14 protein-coding genes are annotated in these 17,590 nt (G+C 37.7%); 6 read left to right on the top strand and 8 right to left on the bottom strand.

From position 1 onward, the window contains the following. Positions 1 to 390: 390 nt before the first annotated feature. The 4 genes from OZP13_RS11200 (at position 391) to OZP13_RS11185 (ending at position 5,014) form a co-directional block, all read left to right on the top strand. Positions 391 to 2,580, top strand: coding sequence for a glutamine synthetase III family protein (locus OZP13_RS11200; protein WP_281297189.1), 2,190 nt, complete (start codon positions 391 to 393; stop codon positions 2,578 to 2,580). 303 nt (positions 2,581 to 2,883) lie between these two features. Continuing rightward, on the top strand, positions 2,884 to 4,062 hold the full coding sequence (locus OZP13_RS11195) for an AIR synthase related protein (protein ID WP_269240238.1): 1,179 nt from the start codon (positions 2,884 to 2,886) through the stop codon (positions 4,060 to 4,062). 139 nt (positions 4,063 to 4,201) lie between these two features. Then, a complete protein-coding gene (locus OZP13_RS11190; protein ID WP_269240236.1) occupies positions 4,202 to 4,558 on the top strand; it encodes a hypothetical protein in 357 nt (118 codons plus the stop codon). Between the two features lie 108 nt (positions 4,559 to 4,666). After that, positions 4,667 to 5,014: a DUF1508 domain-containing protein gene (locus tag OZP13_RS11185; protein ID WP_269240235.1), complete on the top strand. Its 348-nt coding sequence runs from the start codon at positions 4,667 to 4,669 to the stop codon at positions 5,012 to 5,014. Positions 5,015 to 5,017: 3 nt separating this feature from the next. Here OZP13_RS11185 and OZP13_RS11180 read toward each other — a convergent pair whose 3' ends face one another. The 6 genes from OZP13_RS11180 to OZP13_RS11155 form a co-directional block, all read right to left on the bottom strand. Further along, the gene (locus OZP13_RS11180) at positions 5,018 to 5,644 is read right to left on the bottom strand and encodes a murein L,D-transpeptidase catalytic domain-containing protein (RefSeq protein WP_269240234.1); all 627 of its coding nucleotides are present in this window, start codon (positions 5,642 to 5,644) and stop codon (positions 5,018 to 5,020) included. Positions 5,645 to 5,668: 24 nt separating this feature from the next. Further along, positions 5,669 to 6,421: a shikimate dehydrogenase family protein gene (locus OZP13_RS11175; protein WP_281297188.1), complete on the bottom strand. Its 753-nt coding sequence runs from the start codon at positions 6,419 to 6,421 to the stop codon at positions 5,669 to 5,671. Positions 6,422 to 6,512: 91 nt separating this feature from the next. Next, positions 6,513 to 7,907, bottom strand: a complete 1,395-nt coding sequence (locus OZP13_RS11170; RefSeq protein WP_281297187.1) for a tetratricopeptide repeat protein — start codon at positions 7,905 to 7,907, stop codon at positions 6,513 to 6,515. A 161-nt stretch (positions 7,908 to 8,068) separates the two neighbouring features. Continuing rightward, on the bottom strand, positions 8,069 to 9,256 hold the full coding sequence (locus tag OZP13_RS11165; protein ID WP_269240233.1) for an aspartate aminotransferase family protein: 1,188 nt from the start codon (positions 9,254 to 9,256) through the stop codon (positions 8,069 to 8,071). Between the two features lie 11 nt (positions 9,257 to 9,267). After that, positions 9,268 to 10,425 carry a hypothetical protein gene (locus OZP13_RS11160; RefSeq protein WP_281297186.1) on the bottom strand — a complete coding sequence of 386 codons (1,158 nt, stop codon included), beginning with the start codon at positions 10,423 to 10,425 and terminating at the stop codon, positions 9,268 to 9,270. 96 nt (positions 10,426 to 10,521) lie between these two features. Then, positions 10,522 to 12,150, bottom strand: coding sequence for an OstA-like protein (locus OZP13_RS11155; protein ID WP_432419461.1), 1,629 nt, complete (start codon positions 12,148 to 12,150; stop codon positions 10,522 to 10,524). A gap of 280 nt (positions 12,151 to 12,430) precedes the next feature. Between OZP13_RS11155 and OZP13_RS11150 the strand changes: the two genes are divergently transcribed. Together OZP13_RS11150 and OZP13_RS11145 are read left to right on the top strand one after the other, a co-directional pair. Beyond that, positions 12,431 to 14,299 (top strand): alpha-amylase family protein, encoded by a 1,869-nt coding sequence (locus OZP13_RS11150; RefSeq protein WP_281297185.1) that lies wholly within the window; start codon positions 12,431 to 12,433, stop codon positions 14,297 to 14,299. Between the two features lie 32 nt (positions 14,300 to 14,331). Next, the gene (locus tag OZP13_RS11145) at positions 14,332 to 16,137 is read left to right on the top strand and encodes a glycoside hydrolase family 13 protein (RefSeq protein ID WP_281297184.1); all 1,806 of its coding nucleotides are present in this window, start codon (positions 14,332 to 14,334) and stop codon (positions 16,135 to 16,137) included. 96 nt (positions 16,138 to 16,233) lie between these two features. Here OZP13_RS11145 and OZP13_RS11140 read toward each other — a convergent pair whose 3' ends face one another. Both OZP13_RS11140 and OZP13_RS11135 read right to left on the bottom strand, forming a co-directional pair. Beyond that, positions 16,234 to 16,677, bottom strand: coding sequence for a hypothetical protein (locus OZP13_RS11140; RefSeq protein ID WP_269240221.1), 444 nt, complete (start codon positions 16,675 to 16,677; stop codon positions 16,234 to 16,236). Between the two features lie 142 nt (positions 16,678 to 16,819). Next, positions 16,820 to 17,590: a superoxide dismutase gene (locus OZP13_RS11135; RefSeq protein WP_281297183.1), complete on the bottom strand. Its 771-nt coding sequence runs from the start codon at positions 17,588 to 17,590 to the stop codon at positions 16,820 to 16,822.

Genomic DNA, 17,590 nt, shown 5'->3' with positions numbered 1-17,590 from the left:
GGGGTGTTTTTTATTTATCTGACTATTATTTTTCGCAAAACTGCAATTTTAAGGGGGTATAACTAAAAAATAATAATTTATATTGGGATTAAAAATTAAATTCGTAATATGCTATTTCTAGATAATATCAAATGGTTAAGATTTTTATCGCCAAAAGATGCGGGTCTGGTTCATTCTTTGTTTTTTTTACATAATTTGTTTAAAATTAGTTAGTTGTTTCTTGTTGCGGTTTACGATAATATTATTTTTTTTCAAGTCGCGAAATATGGATTTATCCTATTTCAAATGAAATTGGAATGTGTTAAAATAGGTTTCAATTGCTTTAATATTTTTTATATTTGTCTTCTTGTATTAACAAGGTAAATATTAATTCAATAAAAAACGATTATTATGTCAACACTACGTTTCCAGGCTTTGAAAGAGGCTTCATCCAGAAAAGCGGTACCCTTTGAGGAGACCGACAGGAAATCAATTATTTTTGGTTCAAATGTATTTAACGAAAAAGCAATGAAGCAATATTTGACTTCGGATGCTTTGAAAGGAGTTCAAGGTGCTATTTTACACGGAACCAAGATTGACAGAAAATTAGCCGATTACATAGCTATGGGCATGAAAGAATGGGCTTTGTCTAAAGGCGTAACCCATTATACACATTGGTTTCAACCCCTTACAGGAACCACCGCCGAAAAACATGATGCTTTCTTCGAAACTTCGTATGACGGCAGCGATCCGGTAGAAAAATTTGGTGGAGGACAATTGGTGCAACAAGAACCGGATGCTTCCAGTTTCCCGAACGGGGGAATCAGAAACACCTTTGAAGCCAGAGGTTACACGGCTTGGGATCCCACATCTCCGGCTTTTATATACGGTACCACTTTGTGTATTCCAACGGTTTTTATCTCCTATACGGGCGAAGCGTTGGATAATAAAATTCCTCTTTTGAGAGCCTTGTCGGCGATTGACGAAGCCGCCACAGAAGTGTGCAAATATTTCGACAAAAACGTGAAAAAAGTGACCGCCACCTTGGGTTGGGAACAAGAATATTTCTTGGTAGACAGTGCCTTGGCCAATTCTCGCCCTGATTTGATTATGACGGGAAGAACTTTGTTGGGGCATACTTCTGCCAAGGGTCAACAGTTGGATGACCATTATTTTGGATCTATCCCGACTCGTGCCTTGTCTTATATGAGAGATTTGGAACAAGAATGCATGTTGCTCGGAATTCCGGTAAAAACGCGTCATAATGAGGTCGCTCCAAACCAATTTGAGTTGGCACCTATTTTCGAAGAAACCAATTTGGCGGTAGACCACAACTGTTTGTTGATGGACGTAATGCAAAAAGTGGCTGAACGTCACGATTTGAAAGTGTTGCTACATGAAAAACCATTCAAAGGAGTAAATGGTTCCGGGAAACACAACAACTGGTCATTGGCCACGGATACAGGTGTAAACTTGTTGAGTCCGAGCAAAACGCCAATGAGCAATTTGCAGTTTTTGGCTTTCTTTATCAATACCATCAAAGCGGTAAATGATTATGAATCTTTGTTGAGAGGAGCCATTGCAACTGCAAGTAACGATCATCGATTGGGAGCCAATGAAGCGCCACCGGCAATCATCTCGGTGTTTATTGGAGAGCAATTAACCAAGGTTTTGGCCGAATTAGAAGGTGTTACCAAAGGTAAATTATCACCAGAAGAGAAAACGGATTTAAAATTAAATGTGGTAGGTAAAATTCCGGACGTTCTTCTGGACAATACGGACAGAAACAGGACTTCGCCCTTTGCCTTTACGGGAAACAAATTCGAGTTTAGGGCTGTTGGTTCTTCTGCCAACTGTTCGAATGCGATGACTACTTTGAACACGATCGTTGCCAAACAATTGAAAGATTTCAAAATTGAAGTAGATGCCTTGATTGAGAGCAAGGACATGAAGAAAGACGATGCCATTTTCAATATTTTAAGAGAATATATCAAAGTTTCCAAAAAAATCCTTTTCGAAGGAGACGGTTACAGCGAAGCTTGGGAAAAAGAAGCTGCCAAAAGAGGGTTGAGTAATTTCAAAACAACGCCTGAAGCCTTGAAAGCCAGGGCTTCCAAGCAAGCCTTGGAATTGTTTTCAGAAATGGGAATCATGAACCATGTTGAAATGGAAGCACGTTATGAAATTGAATTGGAAGAATACACCAAGAAAATCCAAATAGAAGGAAGAGTTTTAGGTGACCTTTCCCAAAATCATATTATTCCAACAGCCATTCGCTACCAAAATACTTTGATTGAAAATGTAAAAGGCTTGAAAGAAATTTTTGGAGACGAGTTTAAAACGCTGGCCAAAGAACAAATTATTCTAATCAGGGAAGTTTCCGGCCATATTGAAGGAATCAATTCCAAAGTGGAAGCGATGACTAACGAAAGAAAGAAAGCCAATCATTTGGAGAGCGCACAAGAAATGGCCGAAGCCTATTGTAATAAAGTAAAACCTTATTTCGAAGAAATCAGAAATCACTGCGACAAACTGGAGTTGTTGGTGGACGACGAAACCTGGACATTGACCAAATACAGGGAATTGTTGCTAACTAAATAATCAGTTGCTAAAATTCTTAAAATGCCTTTCTAAATATAGAGAGGCATTTTTTTTATCAAATTAAACAAAAAAATCTGTGTTGATCTGTTCAATCCGTGTCATCTGTGTGCCATTGATTTACTAAATCCATTCCAAGTTTGTCACGCTGGAAGCGTCTCATCGCACGAGAGCAAAACATAACCTAGACGCTTCCAGCGTGACAAATAGCAAGAATGATGCATTGCAAAGCGTGTGACCGCAAAACAGTATAGGCAAAACCCAAAAAAAATAATTATATTTGCGCCACAACTACACACCTATAAAATGAGTTCAGATTCTAGCAAACGTTATGCACAAAGAGGAGTTTCAGCATCTAAAGAAGATGTGCACAACGCCATAAAAAACATCGACAAAGGATTATTTCCACAGGCTTTTTGCAAAATTGTCCCGGATTATTTAACCAATGATTCCGATTATTGTTTGATAATGCACGCCGATGGTGCAGGAACCAAATCGTCTTTGGCGTATATGTATTGGAAAGAAACAGGCGATATTTCCGTTTGGAAAGGCATTGCGCAAGACGCCTTGATCATGAATATCGACGATTTATTGTGTGTGGGAGCCACCGACAATATTTTGCTTTCTTCCACCATTGGAAGAAACAAAAACCTGATTCCTGCCGAAGTCATTTCGGCCATCATCAACGGAACGGAAGAATTAATCAAAGAACTGGATTCTTTTGGAGTAACCATTCATTCCACAGGTGGAGAAACTGCAGATGTGGGTGATATTGTTCGAACTATCATCGTGGATTCAACAGTTACGGCTCGTATGAAACGTTCGAAAGTGATTGACAATGCCAACATAAAAGCAGGTGATGTAATCGTGGGACTGGAATCTTTCGGTCAGGCGACTTACGAAAAAAGCTATAATGGCGGAATGGGAAGCAACGGACTGACATCGGCACGTCACGATGTTTTCGGAAAATATTTGGCTACCAAATATCCAGAAAGTTACGATGCTGCCGTTCCCGAAGAATTGATTTATTCAGGTCAAGTAAAATTGACCGATGCGGTCGAAAATTCCCCAATCGATGCGGGACAATTGGTGCTTTCGCCAACCCGAACTTATGCGCCAATTATCAAGAAAATCTTGGACAACTATTCTTCGAATGAAATTCACGGAATGGTGCATTGCAGCGGAGGAGCGCAAACCAAGATTTTACATTTCGTTCAAAATCTACATATCATAAAAGACAATTTATTCCCGGTTCCACCTTTGTTCAAACTCATTCAAGAGCAATCCAAAACCGATTGGAAAGAAATGTACCAAGTATTCAACTGCGGTCATCGTATGGAAATTTACGTTCCCGAAGAAGTTGCCCAAGATATTATCGCAATTTCAAAATCATTTAACGTCAATGCGCAAATCGTGGGTAGAGTAGAAGCATCCGATGCCAAGAAATTGACTATTACCAGCGAATACGGTACTTTCGAGTATTAAAAAAAAGTTTAAAATTGTTTAAGGTTGTTTAAGGTTGTTTAAGATTGTTTAAAACTGTTTGTAAATAGATAGTTAAACGATTTTAAACCTTTAAACTCTTAAACAATTTTAAACCTTTAAACCCTTAAATTTTTCCCCAATGTACGAACTACTTTTTTGGCAATATCAAGACGGAATTTATCTCAACCATCATTTGGTTTACGAAGCCTTGGTCGAACAACAAGAAGTAGAGGGTCTTGAAATTCTTCCTGTTCAGGTCATCCTAAATCGTATCAATAAAGTTTTTGAAAGCTGGGAAAAAGTAGATGAAAACAGTTGGAAAAACACCAAAGGGAAAGGCGCTTTTCAAGTAAAAACCACGCCACAAAGCATCCAAATCGATTGCTATGGCACCGAAGGCAAAACGATGAACCTCCTAGCCGATACTTTGGAAGAATTCAAATGTCCGTTATACGACCCACAAGTTCCCGTGCGTTACGACGAATTTAATGAATAGATTTCCATTTCAATCTCAACCTCAAAAATCGGTGTAATTTAGTTTTATCCGTATTATCCGTGCGCCATTCAATAACCTTAACCGCCAATTTATTCTTTAATTAATTTTATGGGAACATTCGTTATCAGCAAAAGATTTGATGATCGTTATAAATTTGTATTTACCTCCCGCAAGGGGAAAACCATTTTCACCAGTCCTTCTTTGGAGTTAAAGATGGATTGTGAAGATTGTATCGAAGCCATAAAAGCCAACATCGAAAAGTACACTTACGTGAAAGCGAGGGCGGCCAACGGGAAGTATTTTTTCAAAATGATGCTCGAAGAAACCGTAATTGCTACCAGCCGAAAATACACCACGCCCTTATTGCTAGAAAAAGGCATCGACGAAATCATTCGCACTGCCGTAAAATCGGATGTTTTGGATTTTACGATGAATGAGTTTGTGTTTCCGGATTAGGGTTTATTTATAAATCCACATCAAAACTGGTTTTGAACTTGACCTTAATAATGGATCAATTATTTTGAAACTGTTGTTGGATATTGTTGGACATCCCCAGCCTTCAGGAGTTCCATTTGGATAAACTTCTTCATCTGAAACTACTTCCCAAGAATGGAATACAATAAAACGTTTAAAAGCATTGCTGTTTGTAGATTCCAAGCCGTGTAAAACATATTTTATATTGACTCCCCAATCGCTATGGGCTCTTTCGCCAATCTTGTATTTCCCAAGAGATGAACAGTGACTACCGTCTATATTACTGAATTTTGGATTTTCTTTTGAAAAGTCATTGTTCCAAGGATTATTTCCGCATCCGTGTCCTACCAAAAAACTATTGGCAATTTTATTTTTTTTGAAATCCCAAACGACAAATCTTTTTACGCCAGAGTGTAAACTCATATCAATTAAAATACAAAAGTCCTGATTGAAATTTTTAGCTTTGCAAAATTTCAATGCTTGGCTTGCTTTTGTTTTTGTAGATTCAATGTTTATAGCCAGATTACTAACTTCTCCTTTTTTTGTGGATGGATTGTTGCATCCGAATAAAGATGTTGAAACTATTAGAAGAATAGTGTGAAGGAATCTCATTGTATGGTGTTAAATTATTTTCTACTACTTATTCCAAATCTTCCAAGCTTTCTCTGCCTGAAAAACAAGCATGTCCTGTCCGTTTTTGGTTTGTGCTCCCCGTGCTGCCGCTTTTTTCAGGAATTGGGTTTCGGCAGGATTGTAAATCAGGTCGTAGGCAATGTGTTTTTCCGTGAAATATTCATAAGGAATCAGTGGAAAAGCATCGATATTTGGGCTAGTTCCCACCGGCGAGGAGTTGATGATGATTTGGTAATTGTCGAAAGTGGTGGCATTGATTCGGTCGTAATCGATGATGCCTTCTTTGGCTTCTCGGGAAACAAAAGTGTACAAAATGCCCAATTCTTTCAAGGCATAAGCCACGCCTTTGGATGCGCCGCCGGTTCCAAGAATCAGTGCTTTTTTGTGATGCGGTTGCAACAAGGGTTTCAGTGATTTCATGAAACCGTAATAGTCGGTGTTGTAGCCTTTCAGTTTGCCTTTTTTGGTGAATTTTATGGTGTTTACGGCACCGATTTCGGTTGCTTTTTTGGATAGTTTGTCCAAATACGGAATCACGACTTCTTTGTAAGGAATCGTCACGTTCATCCCTTTTAGGTCGGGCGTATTTTTTATAATTTCGGGGAAAGCGGTAATTTCGGGAATATCAAAATTCTCGTAAGTGCAGCCTTCAAAAAGCTTGTCTTTGTTGAATTTTTCGGTAAAATAACCTTTCGAAAAAGAATAACTGATGTTGCGTCCCAGTAAACCAAAGCGTTTTCGTATTGTGTCCAGCATTTTTGTATGTAGTTTGTTAAAGCACAAATTTCACGAATTTACACTAATTAATTTGTGAAAATTTGTGAAATTTGTGGTTAAATAGAGTTACTTATTTTTTATGTTTGGCAATGTAGTTTTGGACCATTTTTCGAGCCCAAACCACGGGAAATAAATCCTCCAAAATGATGTAATTGTCAAAATTCAATCGCAAGGCATTGCTCAAATGGAATTTGGCTTTAACGTCATCCTGAACCATGAAGTACAACCCCGCCAAACGGTATTCGATTTCGTTTTCTTCCGGAAAATATTCTGTGGCTTGCAACAAAGATTGAATGGCACTTTCGAATTCGCCCAAAAACTGCAAAATATCCACCCAAAACAACCAAGTGTCCAAAGAATAATCTCCAAATTCCACCGCTTTTCTATAACCAAATTCAGCTTCTTCGAAGAAGTTCATCTGTTTGTTTATGGTAGCATATCGTTTCCAATACAAACGATTTTGATTGTCGATTGCCAAGGCTTTGTTGACAAAGAACAAGGCTTTCTGGAAGTTTTTTTGACGAACGTAAAAATCGGTAATGGCAATCCAGCCTTTGTCCAAAAGCGGGTCTTCGTGCACCGTTTTGTTGAAGTATTTCAAGGCCATAACCTTGTTGCCCAATTTTTCGTAACACTTTCCAATTCGAAGCAAGGCATAGGAAGTGGCATCGTCCAATTCTATCGTTCTGTTGTAGCTTTCGATGGCTTCTTCGTATTTTTTCAAGCGTTCCAAGGCTTTGGCTCTTTCCATAAAAGCACCCAAGAATTCGTCGTCAATGAGCGTGGCATAATCAAAAGCACGGATGGCTTCTTCATATTCTTTCACGCCGTAATGCAAACGACCTAACTGATGCCAAGCAATTTCGCTGTACGGATTTTTTTCGATGTATTGTTTTAAATAGGTAATGGCTTCTTGGTTTTGATCCAAGAATTCGAAGCAATACACCACGTTATACAGAGCCGATTGGTCTTCAAAATCTTCTTCCAGACATTTGATGAAGCTTTCTTTGGCCATTTCGAGATTGTCCATAAACAGGTATTCCATTCCCATTAAATTATAGACATCGGCATAGTCATCGGTATATTTCAAAGCAATTTTGAGCATTTCGACCGCCTTTTCGTGTTGGTCTCTTTTAGAACAAATATTGGCTTTTTGAATGTAAATTTCCTCATTGGTAGGTTCTATGGCATACAACTCGTTCAATAGCTTTTCAGCCAGTTCCAGTTTGTCGTCATAAATCAGCATTTCAATCTGGACTAGTTTTAATCCTGTTGATCTTGGGTGTTGTTCCAATGCTAATTTTAAGGCTTTTTTTGCCAAATTGGCTTTTCCCATATCGAGGTAATGAAGAATGATGTCTTCAAATTCTTCGGAGTCAAAAAAGAGCACTTTGTTGGTTTTCAACATCGACTCAAATTTGGATAGGGATAAGTTATAGTCTTCTTCCTCGTCGCTTAATTGCATAATTAATTTTTTTGAGTTTGCCCAAAATAAAAGTAGGCAACCTTGGTGTTATTATGAGGAAAATCTAGAATTGTTGTGAACAAATTAATCAACAGCTATTTGAGTTTGTGGTTTGTTGTTTATAGTTTGTTGTTCGTTGATCATAAATCATAAACCCAAAACTATAAACTATCGACAATAGAATCCATCACTTCCAGCATTATCGCACAACCTTCCCGAATTTCGTCTTCTGAAATGGTCAATGGTGGTGTTATTCTTATGGCATTGGCTTCGAATAAAAGCCAAAATAAAATCAGTCCTTTGTCTTGGCATTTCAGGATCACTTCATTGGTTATCTCCGCAGTTTCCGTCATTGCCGCCAACATCAATCCTTTTCCTCGAATTTCTTTTATCAAAGGATGTACCAAAAGTGTTTTGAAGAGCTTTTCTTTCTCCAAAGTTTCTGCCATCAAGTTTGTTTCTGTAATTTCCTGCAAAGTCGCCAAACTAGCTGCCGCAATGACAGGATGACCTCCAAAAGTCGTGATATGACCCAATTTAGGATCGTGGGTTAATAAATCCATCATTTCTGAGGAAGCGGTAAAAGCACCTACTGGCATTCCGCCGCCCATTCCTTTTCCCATAACCACAATATCGGGAACAACATCGTAGTTTTGGAACCCGAAAAGTTTTCCTGTTCTACCAAAACCCGGTTGAATTTCGTCCAGAATCATAATAGCTCCGACTTCGGTGCAGCGTTCTCGGACTTTTTTCAAGAAGTTGTCGTGAGGCTCAATAAAACCAGCCCCACCTTGAATTGTTTCGAGAAGAATTCCGGCAGTTTTGGTAGTTATTTTTTCTAAATCAGCTTCGTTGTTGAAGGTGATGAAATCGACATCGGGAATCAAGGGACGAAAAATGCGTTTGCGTTCTTCAAATCCCATCACGCTCATCGAACCCATAGTGTTGCCGTGATAGGCGTTGTGACAAGAAATCAATTGGCTTCTGCCAGTAGTTCTTCTGGCGAGTTTCAAAGCTCCTTCGATAGCTTCCGTCCCGGAATTGACCAAATAGGTTTTGTCTAAAGGTTCTGGTAGGAGTGAAGCCATTAGTTTGCAAAATTCAACGGCCGGGCTTTGCGAATATTCGCCGTAAACCATCACGTGTGAATATTTGTCCAATTGGTCTTTAATCGCCTGATTGACTCTTGGCGGTTGGTGTCCGAGCGTGCAAGCCGAGACGCCAGCCACAAAATCCAAATATTTTTTGTTGTTGGTGTCGAAAATATAAGATCCTTTGGCGTGTGAAACCTCCATTCCCAATGGATAAGGAGAAGTTTGGGCTTGGTATTTTATGAAATCGTTGTCCACGTTTTATTAATTTAATAATTTATTCGAAAAGTAAAGTTTTGATTTTGACTTGCTTTTTTAAATTTATTTTTCAAAAGTGAGTCTAATTTTTGTTTGTTTAAACCTACTTTTTTTTCTAAAAACTGCAACAAATCTTTGTCTTCAACTCCACTATTAAGAGCCTCTTTAAGCAAATCAATTCCCCCTTTTTCTAAAATAATATCTGTAATTAATGCACCTACAAAATAATAGGCATCTATTTCATCTATTTGAGGTAATTTTTCAAAATCTGCCAAATCAATTCCTAGATTTGCATCTATATAATTTTGTATTCTATCGATATAATATAAAAAGGGTTTTCCAAAAGATGCTGATTTGTCATTTGTATATGTTGCTAAACCTGATAAAAGTAAATAATGAGCTTTTGTATATTTCGCATTAATAACGTGAATTAATTCATGCATATCATATTCTCCAATTTTACTGCTAGAATACACAATACTGTTTTGGGTATCATAAAAGCGACATAAACTTGGCGTCCTTCCCATGGAAATAATATATTCAAAGCCCTTCATTTTGTGAATTTCGTCACAATCTCTGGCTATATAATAGGTCAAGTTTTTTAAATCTAAATCAAACAATTCATTTAATTTATGTAAAAGTTTATCTGCTTTTTGGGCGTTCTCATTATCAAAAATATAGTCGTTTGGATAATTATAATTAATCATTCCAACTTGTTTACTCTTCCATACATTTGTATAAAAAGGCAAATAATTATATAATTTAAAAACGCCATTTTCTTTTTTAGCGACTACATTTGTTATGGCTAGAGGGTTAAGTGTATTATCCTCATTAATCCAGTAATACATCGAGTGAATTATATAATCATTACCAAATTCGTTAATATATAATACAGTATTTAAGGGCTGTAGTGCATAGATAGAAGGGTTTAAAAAACCTTCAGATTTTAGCAAGTCATAACTTTTGTATTTCTTTTTTTCTGAATCATTCCAATTAGGATTATCATAAATTAAATCTGGATTTGAAGACAGATAATTTTTCCATAAATTAAAAATGCTATTAACGTCTTCATTTTTTAAATCAATTCCTGGTCCTAATTTGGTTTGAATTTTTTGAGAAAAAGATTGTAAACTTAAAAAGAATAGTACTATTATAATGCTGTTTTTCATAAAATCAATGATTTAAAGTATTTGGATTTTCTAAAAAAGGAAAGGTTTTACTGCTTTCTCATAGCAATTAAGTAATCACTAAAAACTGACCACTGATTACTTTTTTTTCTTCTTGTCGTAATTCAAGGTTTCCTTCCTGATTTTCATCGGGACATTTTCCTTGGCTTCTTCGGCTTTGCCTTGTTTGACCAGTTTGTCGTTGAGTTCGTTGTCTTCGTCCGTAAAAATATCGTCTTTCGATTTGATTTTTTCATCGCCACGCCAGACCAGTCCACGGAGTTTTCTGTCGGGTTCGGGCAGGTCTTTCTCTGGAAAAATCGTGCCATCGACTTGTTTGAAAAAAGTGATGGTTTCTATTTCTTTTTTGTCAAAAATAATGTTGATTTTGCTGCTCACGTTTTTGTTGATGCCAATGAGTTCCTGGGCGTCGTTCCGCATATAATAAATAACCTCGGCATTTTTAATGATATCGACATCGTGGAGTTTTCCTTCCAGAAATTTCCCGAACAGATTTTGTCCCTTGACTTGGTTGAAACCGGTTCCGAGCGTGTCTTTCGAGACAATAAAGGTGTTGTTGAGCACTTTGAGCGAATCGAGTTTTTGTGTTGTTTGGTTGCCAATGAGGTGCATGATGTCGCCCGTAATCTGGCTTTCCCCGTTCCAAAGGATTGGATTTCCTATCAATTTGGTCAAGGCTGTTTTGGAACTGGAATGGATGGAATCGCATTTGCCGCTCATGTCGGTTTTAAAGAAACGGACATTGTTGAAAGCGCGAATGATTCGGTTACCTTCCGGGCCGGTAACCATCAATTTTTTTCCGTGAATGTAAACCGAATCGTTTTCGACAAAGTTGACCGCGACGGCTCTTTTGGTCACAAACATCGAATCTTTAAATTTGTATAATTCGCCATAATGACCTTTGACGATGCCTCGGTTGACGGAATCGGTAATTTTTACGTTTCGAGTGGCTGAGGCAAATTCCCGATTTCGGTCATAATACAAACTATCGCCTTCTATCAAGCGGTCGTCGTATTTGATGTAGGACTTCCGAAGGAAATGTGCCAAGTTTCTCTTGGTGTCGTAAAAGCCTTTTTCGGTATAAATAAAATTGGTCTTGCTGGTAATGGTCGATGGTCCAAAAAGGTAGGAATGCCCGGAATTGCTGTAATAATCCAAATGATTGGACTTGATTACCGTTTTGGGATTCGTGATGGTGACCGCCGTGAGGAATTGGAATTTTTTCTCGGCAACATAATATTTTCCGGACTTGCTTTTCAGGATATTATCCCGATTGGTAATCGTCCCGTTCGAATTGTAATAGACTTCCTGGGTGTTGCGGTTAAAGTTGATGGTGTCGGTGACCAAAGTGGATTCAGGTGAATGCATAATGGCATCGCCCGTGGCAAAAGCTTGTTTCATATTACCATTATATTCGGCATACTTACTGTTTAAATACAAGGTGTCGCCTTGAACCAATTGCACGTCTCCAAAGGCCTTGATGTAGTTCTCCTTTTGAAAATAGTAGGCTTTGTTGCAGGTCATGATTACGCCGTCGTGGTTGACACGCACATTTCCTGTCAGCAATGTTGCATCGGGAATTTCAATTTGATTCACGTCTGCAAAATCAGAATTTTCTATGATGATTTTTTTTGGTGTTTGAGCCAAAAGGTTTTGCGAACCTAGAATTGTCAAACAACAACTTATGAAAAGGAGTAACTTCTTCAATGGATTTATTTTTTGCCAAATTTAAGAAAAAGCAAACAACCTGAATTTATATTATGATTTATTTATAACCTTTTGAAAATGCCAAGAGGGGCAATTGATTGGGCTTTAAACTTATCAACAAACCCCTGTAATATTACGTTGTAGTAGAAAATATTAATTTTTTGCCAGTGATAATTCCGAATAACTGTCTTTTCTTTATGAAAAAATGTATTAAATTTAATGTCGATTAATTTTAAAAGGGTTGAATGACACAAAAAGCACAATAAAAGAAAATAGTATTATGATAAAAAAAATAACTGCTGTTGTTGCAATAAGTGCGCTACTTTTGGCAACAGCCTGTAAAACTTCAGGAATAAAAATGAATGCAGACAAGCAAGAGCCAGTCTCTGAGAAAAAGATAGTCGTTTATCAGGTTTTTACTCGATTATTTGGGAACAAAAATACCACAAACAAGCCTTGGGGAACCGTTGAAGAAAACGGAGTAGGGAAGTTCAATGATTTTACGGATAAAGCGCTCCAAGAAATAAAAGATTTGGGAGTTACTTATATTTGGTACACCGGAGTTCCACATCATGCTTTGGTGCGTGACTACACTTCGATAGGTATTTCAAACGACGATCCCGAAGCGGTAAAAGGTCGGGCAGGTTCTCCTTATGCGGTAAAAGATTATTACAATGTCGATCCTGATTTAGCGGTAAACCCAGCCAATCGCTTGCAGGAATTTGAAGCCTTGATTGCCAGAACCCACAAAGCGGGATTGAAAATAATTATTGATATTGTTCCCAACCACATTGCCCGTAAATATGAAGGGAAAAACAATCCGGAAGGCGTAAGAGATTTTGGTGCAGACGACGATACTTCGGTGGAATACAAACGCGACAATAATTTTTATTATATACCCAAAACTCCTTTTGAAGTGCCTGAAGCCGACAAACCTTTGAATGGCGAATACAATCCATTAGTAGATGGTAAATTCGACGAGTATCCAGCAAAATGGACAGGCAACGGTTCACGAAAAGCGAAACCAGACGCTAACGATTGGTACGAAACGGTGAAAGTAAATTACGGCATTCGTCCCGACGGTTCGAAAGATTTTCCGGAACTTCCTGCCGGTTTTGACACCAAATCATACCAAGAACATTTTAATTTTTGGAAAGACAAAAGTGTGCCGAATTCTTGGATAAAATTCCGTGACATTGCCTTGTATTGGACTGCCAAAGGCGTGGATGGTTTCAGATACGACATGGCCGAAATGGTGCCGTATGAATTTTGGAGCTACATGAATTCATCGATAAAAATGAAAAATCCGAATACCTTCTTGTTGGCGGAAGTCTATAATCCAAATGAATATCGAAATTATATTCGACTTGGAAAAATGGATTATTTGTATGACAAAGTGGAAACCTACGACAAATTGAAAGAAGTAATTCAAGGAAAATCATTGCCTGACGGACTTTCGGATATTCAAAACCGAATGGCCGACATTGAACGCCACATGTTGCATTTCTTGGACAACCATGACGAACAACGATTGGCAAGTCCTGAATTTGCAGGAACACCACAAAAGGGAAAACCATTGATGGTGGTTTCTACAACGATAAGTTCATCGCCAACAATGGTTTATTTTGGTCAGGAAGTGGGCGAAGCCGGAAATGAAGATGCCGGTTTCGGAAAGCATTCGAGAACTTCGATTTTTGATTATATAGGAGTTCCAAATCACCAACGTTGGATGAACGGAGGGAAATTTGATGGAGGCCAACTTTCGCAAGAAGAGAAAGACTTGCGTGATTTTTATAAAAGATTGTTGAATTTTTCTATCAACAGTCCAGCCTTGATGGGTAAATTTCAAGAAATTCAAACCATAAACCGTCAATCGACTCAAGGATATGATGATGGAATTTATTCTTATACTCGTTGGTCGGATTCCCAAAAGTTGATTATCGTGACTAATTTTTCTTGGCTAACCACCAGTACTTTCGAACTCAAAATTCCTGCCGACATTATCCAAAAATGGAATTTGAAAGACGGAACTTATACCATTACAGATCAATTGTATCACAAAAGCAGTGTGCAGTTGCGTGTAGAAAATGGGGAAGGGAAAGTGCAAATCAGTATTGCACCTTCGGAATCGTTTATATATCAATTGTAATTTTTTAAAGTTTTAATTTTTCTTTTTTATCCATGAAAAAATCAATTACAATTTGTTTGCTGTTTTTAGCATTCCTGCCTTCTTTTGCCCAAAACGATTTCACGCCCAATTGGAGTAAAGGCGTGGTTTGGTATCAAATATTTCCCGAGCGATTTTATAATGGAGACCCTTCAAACGATCCAAAAGTGAACGATCAAGACGGTGCATTCCCTTTTGATACTACTTCCGATTTTCAAATTCATTCTTGGACCAGCGATTGGTATGAATTGCAGCCTTACGAACAGAAAAACGGCAAAGACATTTATTACAATATTCAACGTCGCCGATATGGTGGAGATTTGCAGGGTGTAATTGATAAATTGGATTATTTGCAATCCTTGGGTATAAATGCCATCTATATGAATCCCATTTTTTGGGCACCATCTTCCCATAAATACGATGCCTTGTGCTATCATCATGTTGATCCAACATTTGGTCCGGATCCGGAAGGCGACAAAAAATTAATACTGAATGAAGATCCTTTAAATCCAGCAAAATGGGTTTGGACAAAAGCAGATTTGCTTGCCTTGAAACTGATTGATGAGGTTCATAAACGCAAGATGTTTATCATTTTTGATGGTGTTTTCAATCATTTGGGAGCCAAGAGTTTTGCTTTTCGAGATGTGGAAGAAAAACAAGAAAAATCAGCTTACAAAGATTGGTTCATAATTGATAGTTGGCGCGATGTTGCCAAAGGAACACAGTTTGAATACAAAGGTTGGTTTGGCGTGACAACTTTGCCAGAACTCAAAGAGGATGATAAAGGAATTGTAGTTGGGCCTAAACAATATATTTTTAACGCTACCCAACGATGGATGAACCCTATGAACAAAGGCGTTCAGCATGGGATTGATGGTTGGCGTTTGGACGTGGCCTATTGCATTGGTCATCCTTTTTGGAAAGATTGGCGAAAATTGGTAAAATCAATCAACAACGAAGCTTATCTAACAGCCGAATTGGTTGATCCAATTGACAAGACCAAGCCTTATTTGAGCGGAGACGAATTTGATGCGACAATGAATTATAATTTTTCTTTCATTGTACATGATTTTTTTGTGCAAGACGCAAAAGGCTGTTCCGTTAGTCAGTTTGACAACCAATTGAAGCAATTGCGTGAAGGTTTTGGAGAAGGTGTTGCAATGAATATGCAAAATCTGGTGGGAAGTCACGATGCAACCCGAATTGGTAGTGCCGTGGCAAATCCTGATGGGGAAAAATTTAGTGATTGGGGAGATTATTTTGTCTGGAGCCAGAAGAGCAACAATGTCAATTATAATGCTCGAAAACCGAGTGCCAAACAATTGGAAAAGCAAAAACTAATTGCAGCATTTCAAATTTTATATTTGGGTTCGCCAATGATTTATTACGGTGACGAATGTGGAATTTGGGGCAGTAACGACCCGGATTGTCGGAAACCAATGGTCTGGGCTGACAAGAATTATGATGCAGAAACATTCAATCCCGACCAAAGTAAACACGAGGCTGACGCAGTGAATTTCAATGCTGATTTATTCAATTGGTACAAGAAATTTATTGTTTTGCGCAATCAATATAAAGCCATAAAATTAGGAAACTACAAAACAATTGAAACCAATGATTTCGAAAAAACTTATGTTTTTTGCCGTAAATTTGGGCGTGAGGAAGTCATTGTGATTATCAATCGAAGTGATAAAGCGGTTCTTTTTGCAAACCCGATTCTCAATAAAGGGAATTACAAAGAGGTTTTTACCAAGAAGGCAATGAAAAAGGTGACGATAAAACCTATGGATATAGTTGTGCTGAGTAATACTGTTTACTAATTATCTAAAAAGAATATAAAAAAAGCTGGAGCACAAATTAATTTGGCTCCAGCTTTTTTATTAATTGCTTCTTTAAAATTTGTTGACAATCAAATTTTAAAACCTGTTTGTTTCCAAAACAAGTTGTGATCCTGGATATTGTGCATCTGCATTATCCTCGGCAGTAATAAATATTTTTACAGGTTTGAATGCGGTAACGGTTTCAAAATCAGCTTTCAATTTCGATGACATAAATTTGGTGTCACTTTTTATTCTTCCAATGTTTTTTACTTGCGATTCATCGGTTTCCATCCAAACTACATAGGCGTTTCTGGAAGGTTCCAATCGGCTGACTTCGGCCAAATCATCAATTTTTATTTTAACCACGTAATTTTTATTGTTGTCTTTGTTGACAGTAACTTGTCCGCGTGCTGCAGGGACTACAGTCGAGGTTTGGAACGTGATTTTTTTGGCACAAGAGGTAAAACTAAGCAGCAATAGAGCTACAAGAGTACCCAATAAAATGTTTTTGGAGAGGAAATTAAATTTTGTTGTTTTCATTATACTTGAATTTTTATTTGTTTAAACTATTCATGCAAAGGTTGTTCTTTATATGACGTTAGTACTTATAAAAACTTATGTATATGTTGTAAAATTCACAGGTTTGTGAATATACTAGAGTAAGACTGTATGATTTGTTTTTCTACTTCCTCAAGGCTTCTTCATAATTTTCGCTAACCTTGTTCCAATTGATTGCATTGAAAAAAGCATCTACGTAATTTTTCCTTTTGTATTGGTAATCCAAGTAATAAGCGTGTTCCCAAAGATCTAAAGCCAGAATTGGTTTTCCAGGAACAAGGGCATTTCGCATTAATGGATTGTCTTGATTTTGGGTACTTGTAATTTGAAGGTTTCCAGATCTATCCACAATTAACCAAACCCAAGAAGAACCAAATTGTTTTGTGGCTTCATTTTTGAAAGCTGTAGTAAATTCGTCAAAAGAACCAAATTTTTTGGTGATGGCTGCAGCCAAAGTATCTTTGGGCTGTCCTTCTGATTTTGGTCCCATACATTTAAAATAAAGGGAATGATTGTAGTAGCCGCCAGCATTATTCTTGATTTCGGGAACACTTGGATCCAATTTTGCCAAGACTTCTTCAATCGTTAGATTCTCTAATGGAGTTCCTGCGATGGCTTTGTTGAGGTTGTTGGCGTATGCCAAATAATGTTTGGAGTAGTGCATTTCCATTGTCAATGCAGTTATATTTGGCGCCAAAGCATCATAATTGTAAGGTAGTTTTTCCAGTTGGAATGAGCCTTCGTCCGCCTTTACGTCGTCGGGCATTCCCATGGTTACTTTTTCTTGCGCTGCAGGTAGTGGAACTTCAACTACTTCTGTGTATTTTTTTTTGTTGCAGGAAAGTAACAGGGTTGCCAACATTAAATTCAATAATAGAAAACGAATGTTTTTCAT

It is taken from the genome of Flavobacterium limnophilum, assembly GCF_027111315.2.
In the GTDB taxonomy this organism is placed as follows: Bacteria; Bacteroidota; Bacteroidia; order Flavobacteriales; family Flavobacteriaceae; genus Flavobacterium; species Flavobacterium limnophilum.
This window is presented reverse-complemented; position numbering and strand designations above follow the sequence as displayed.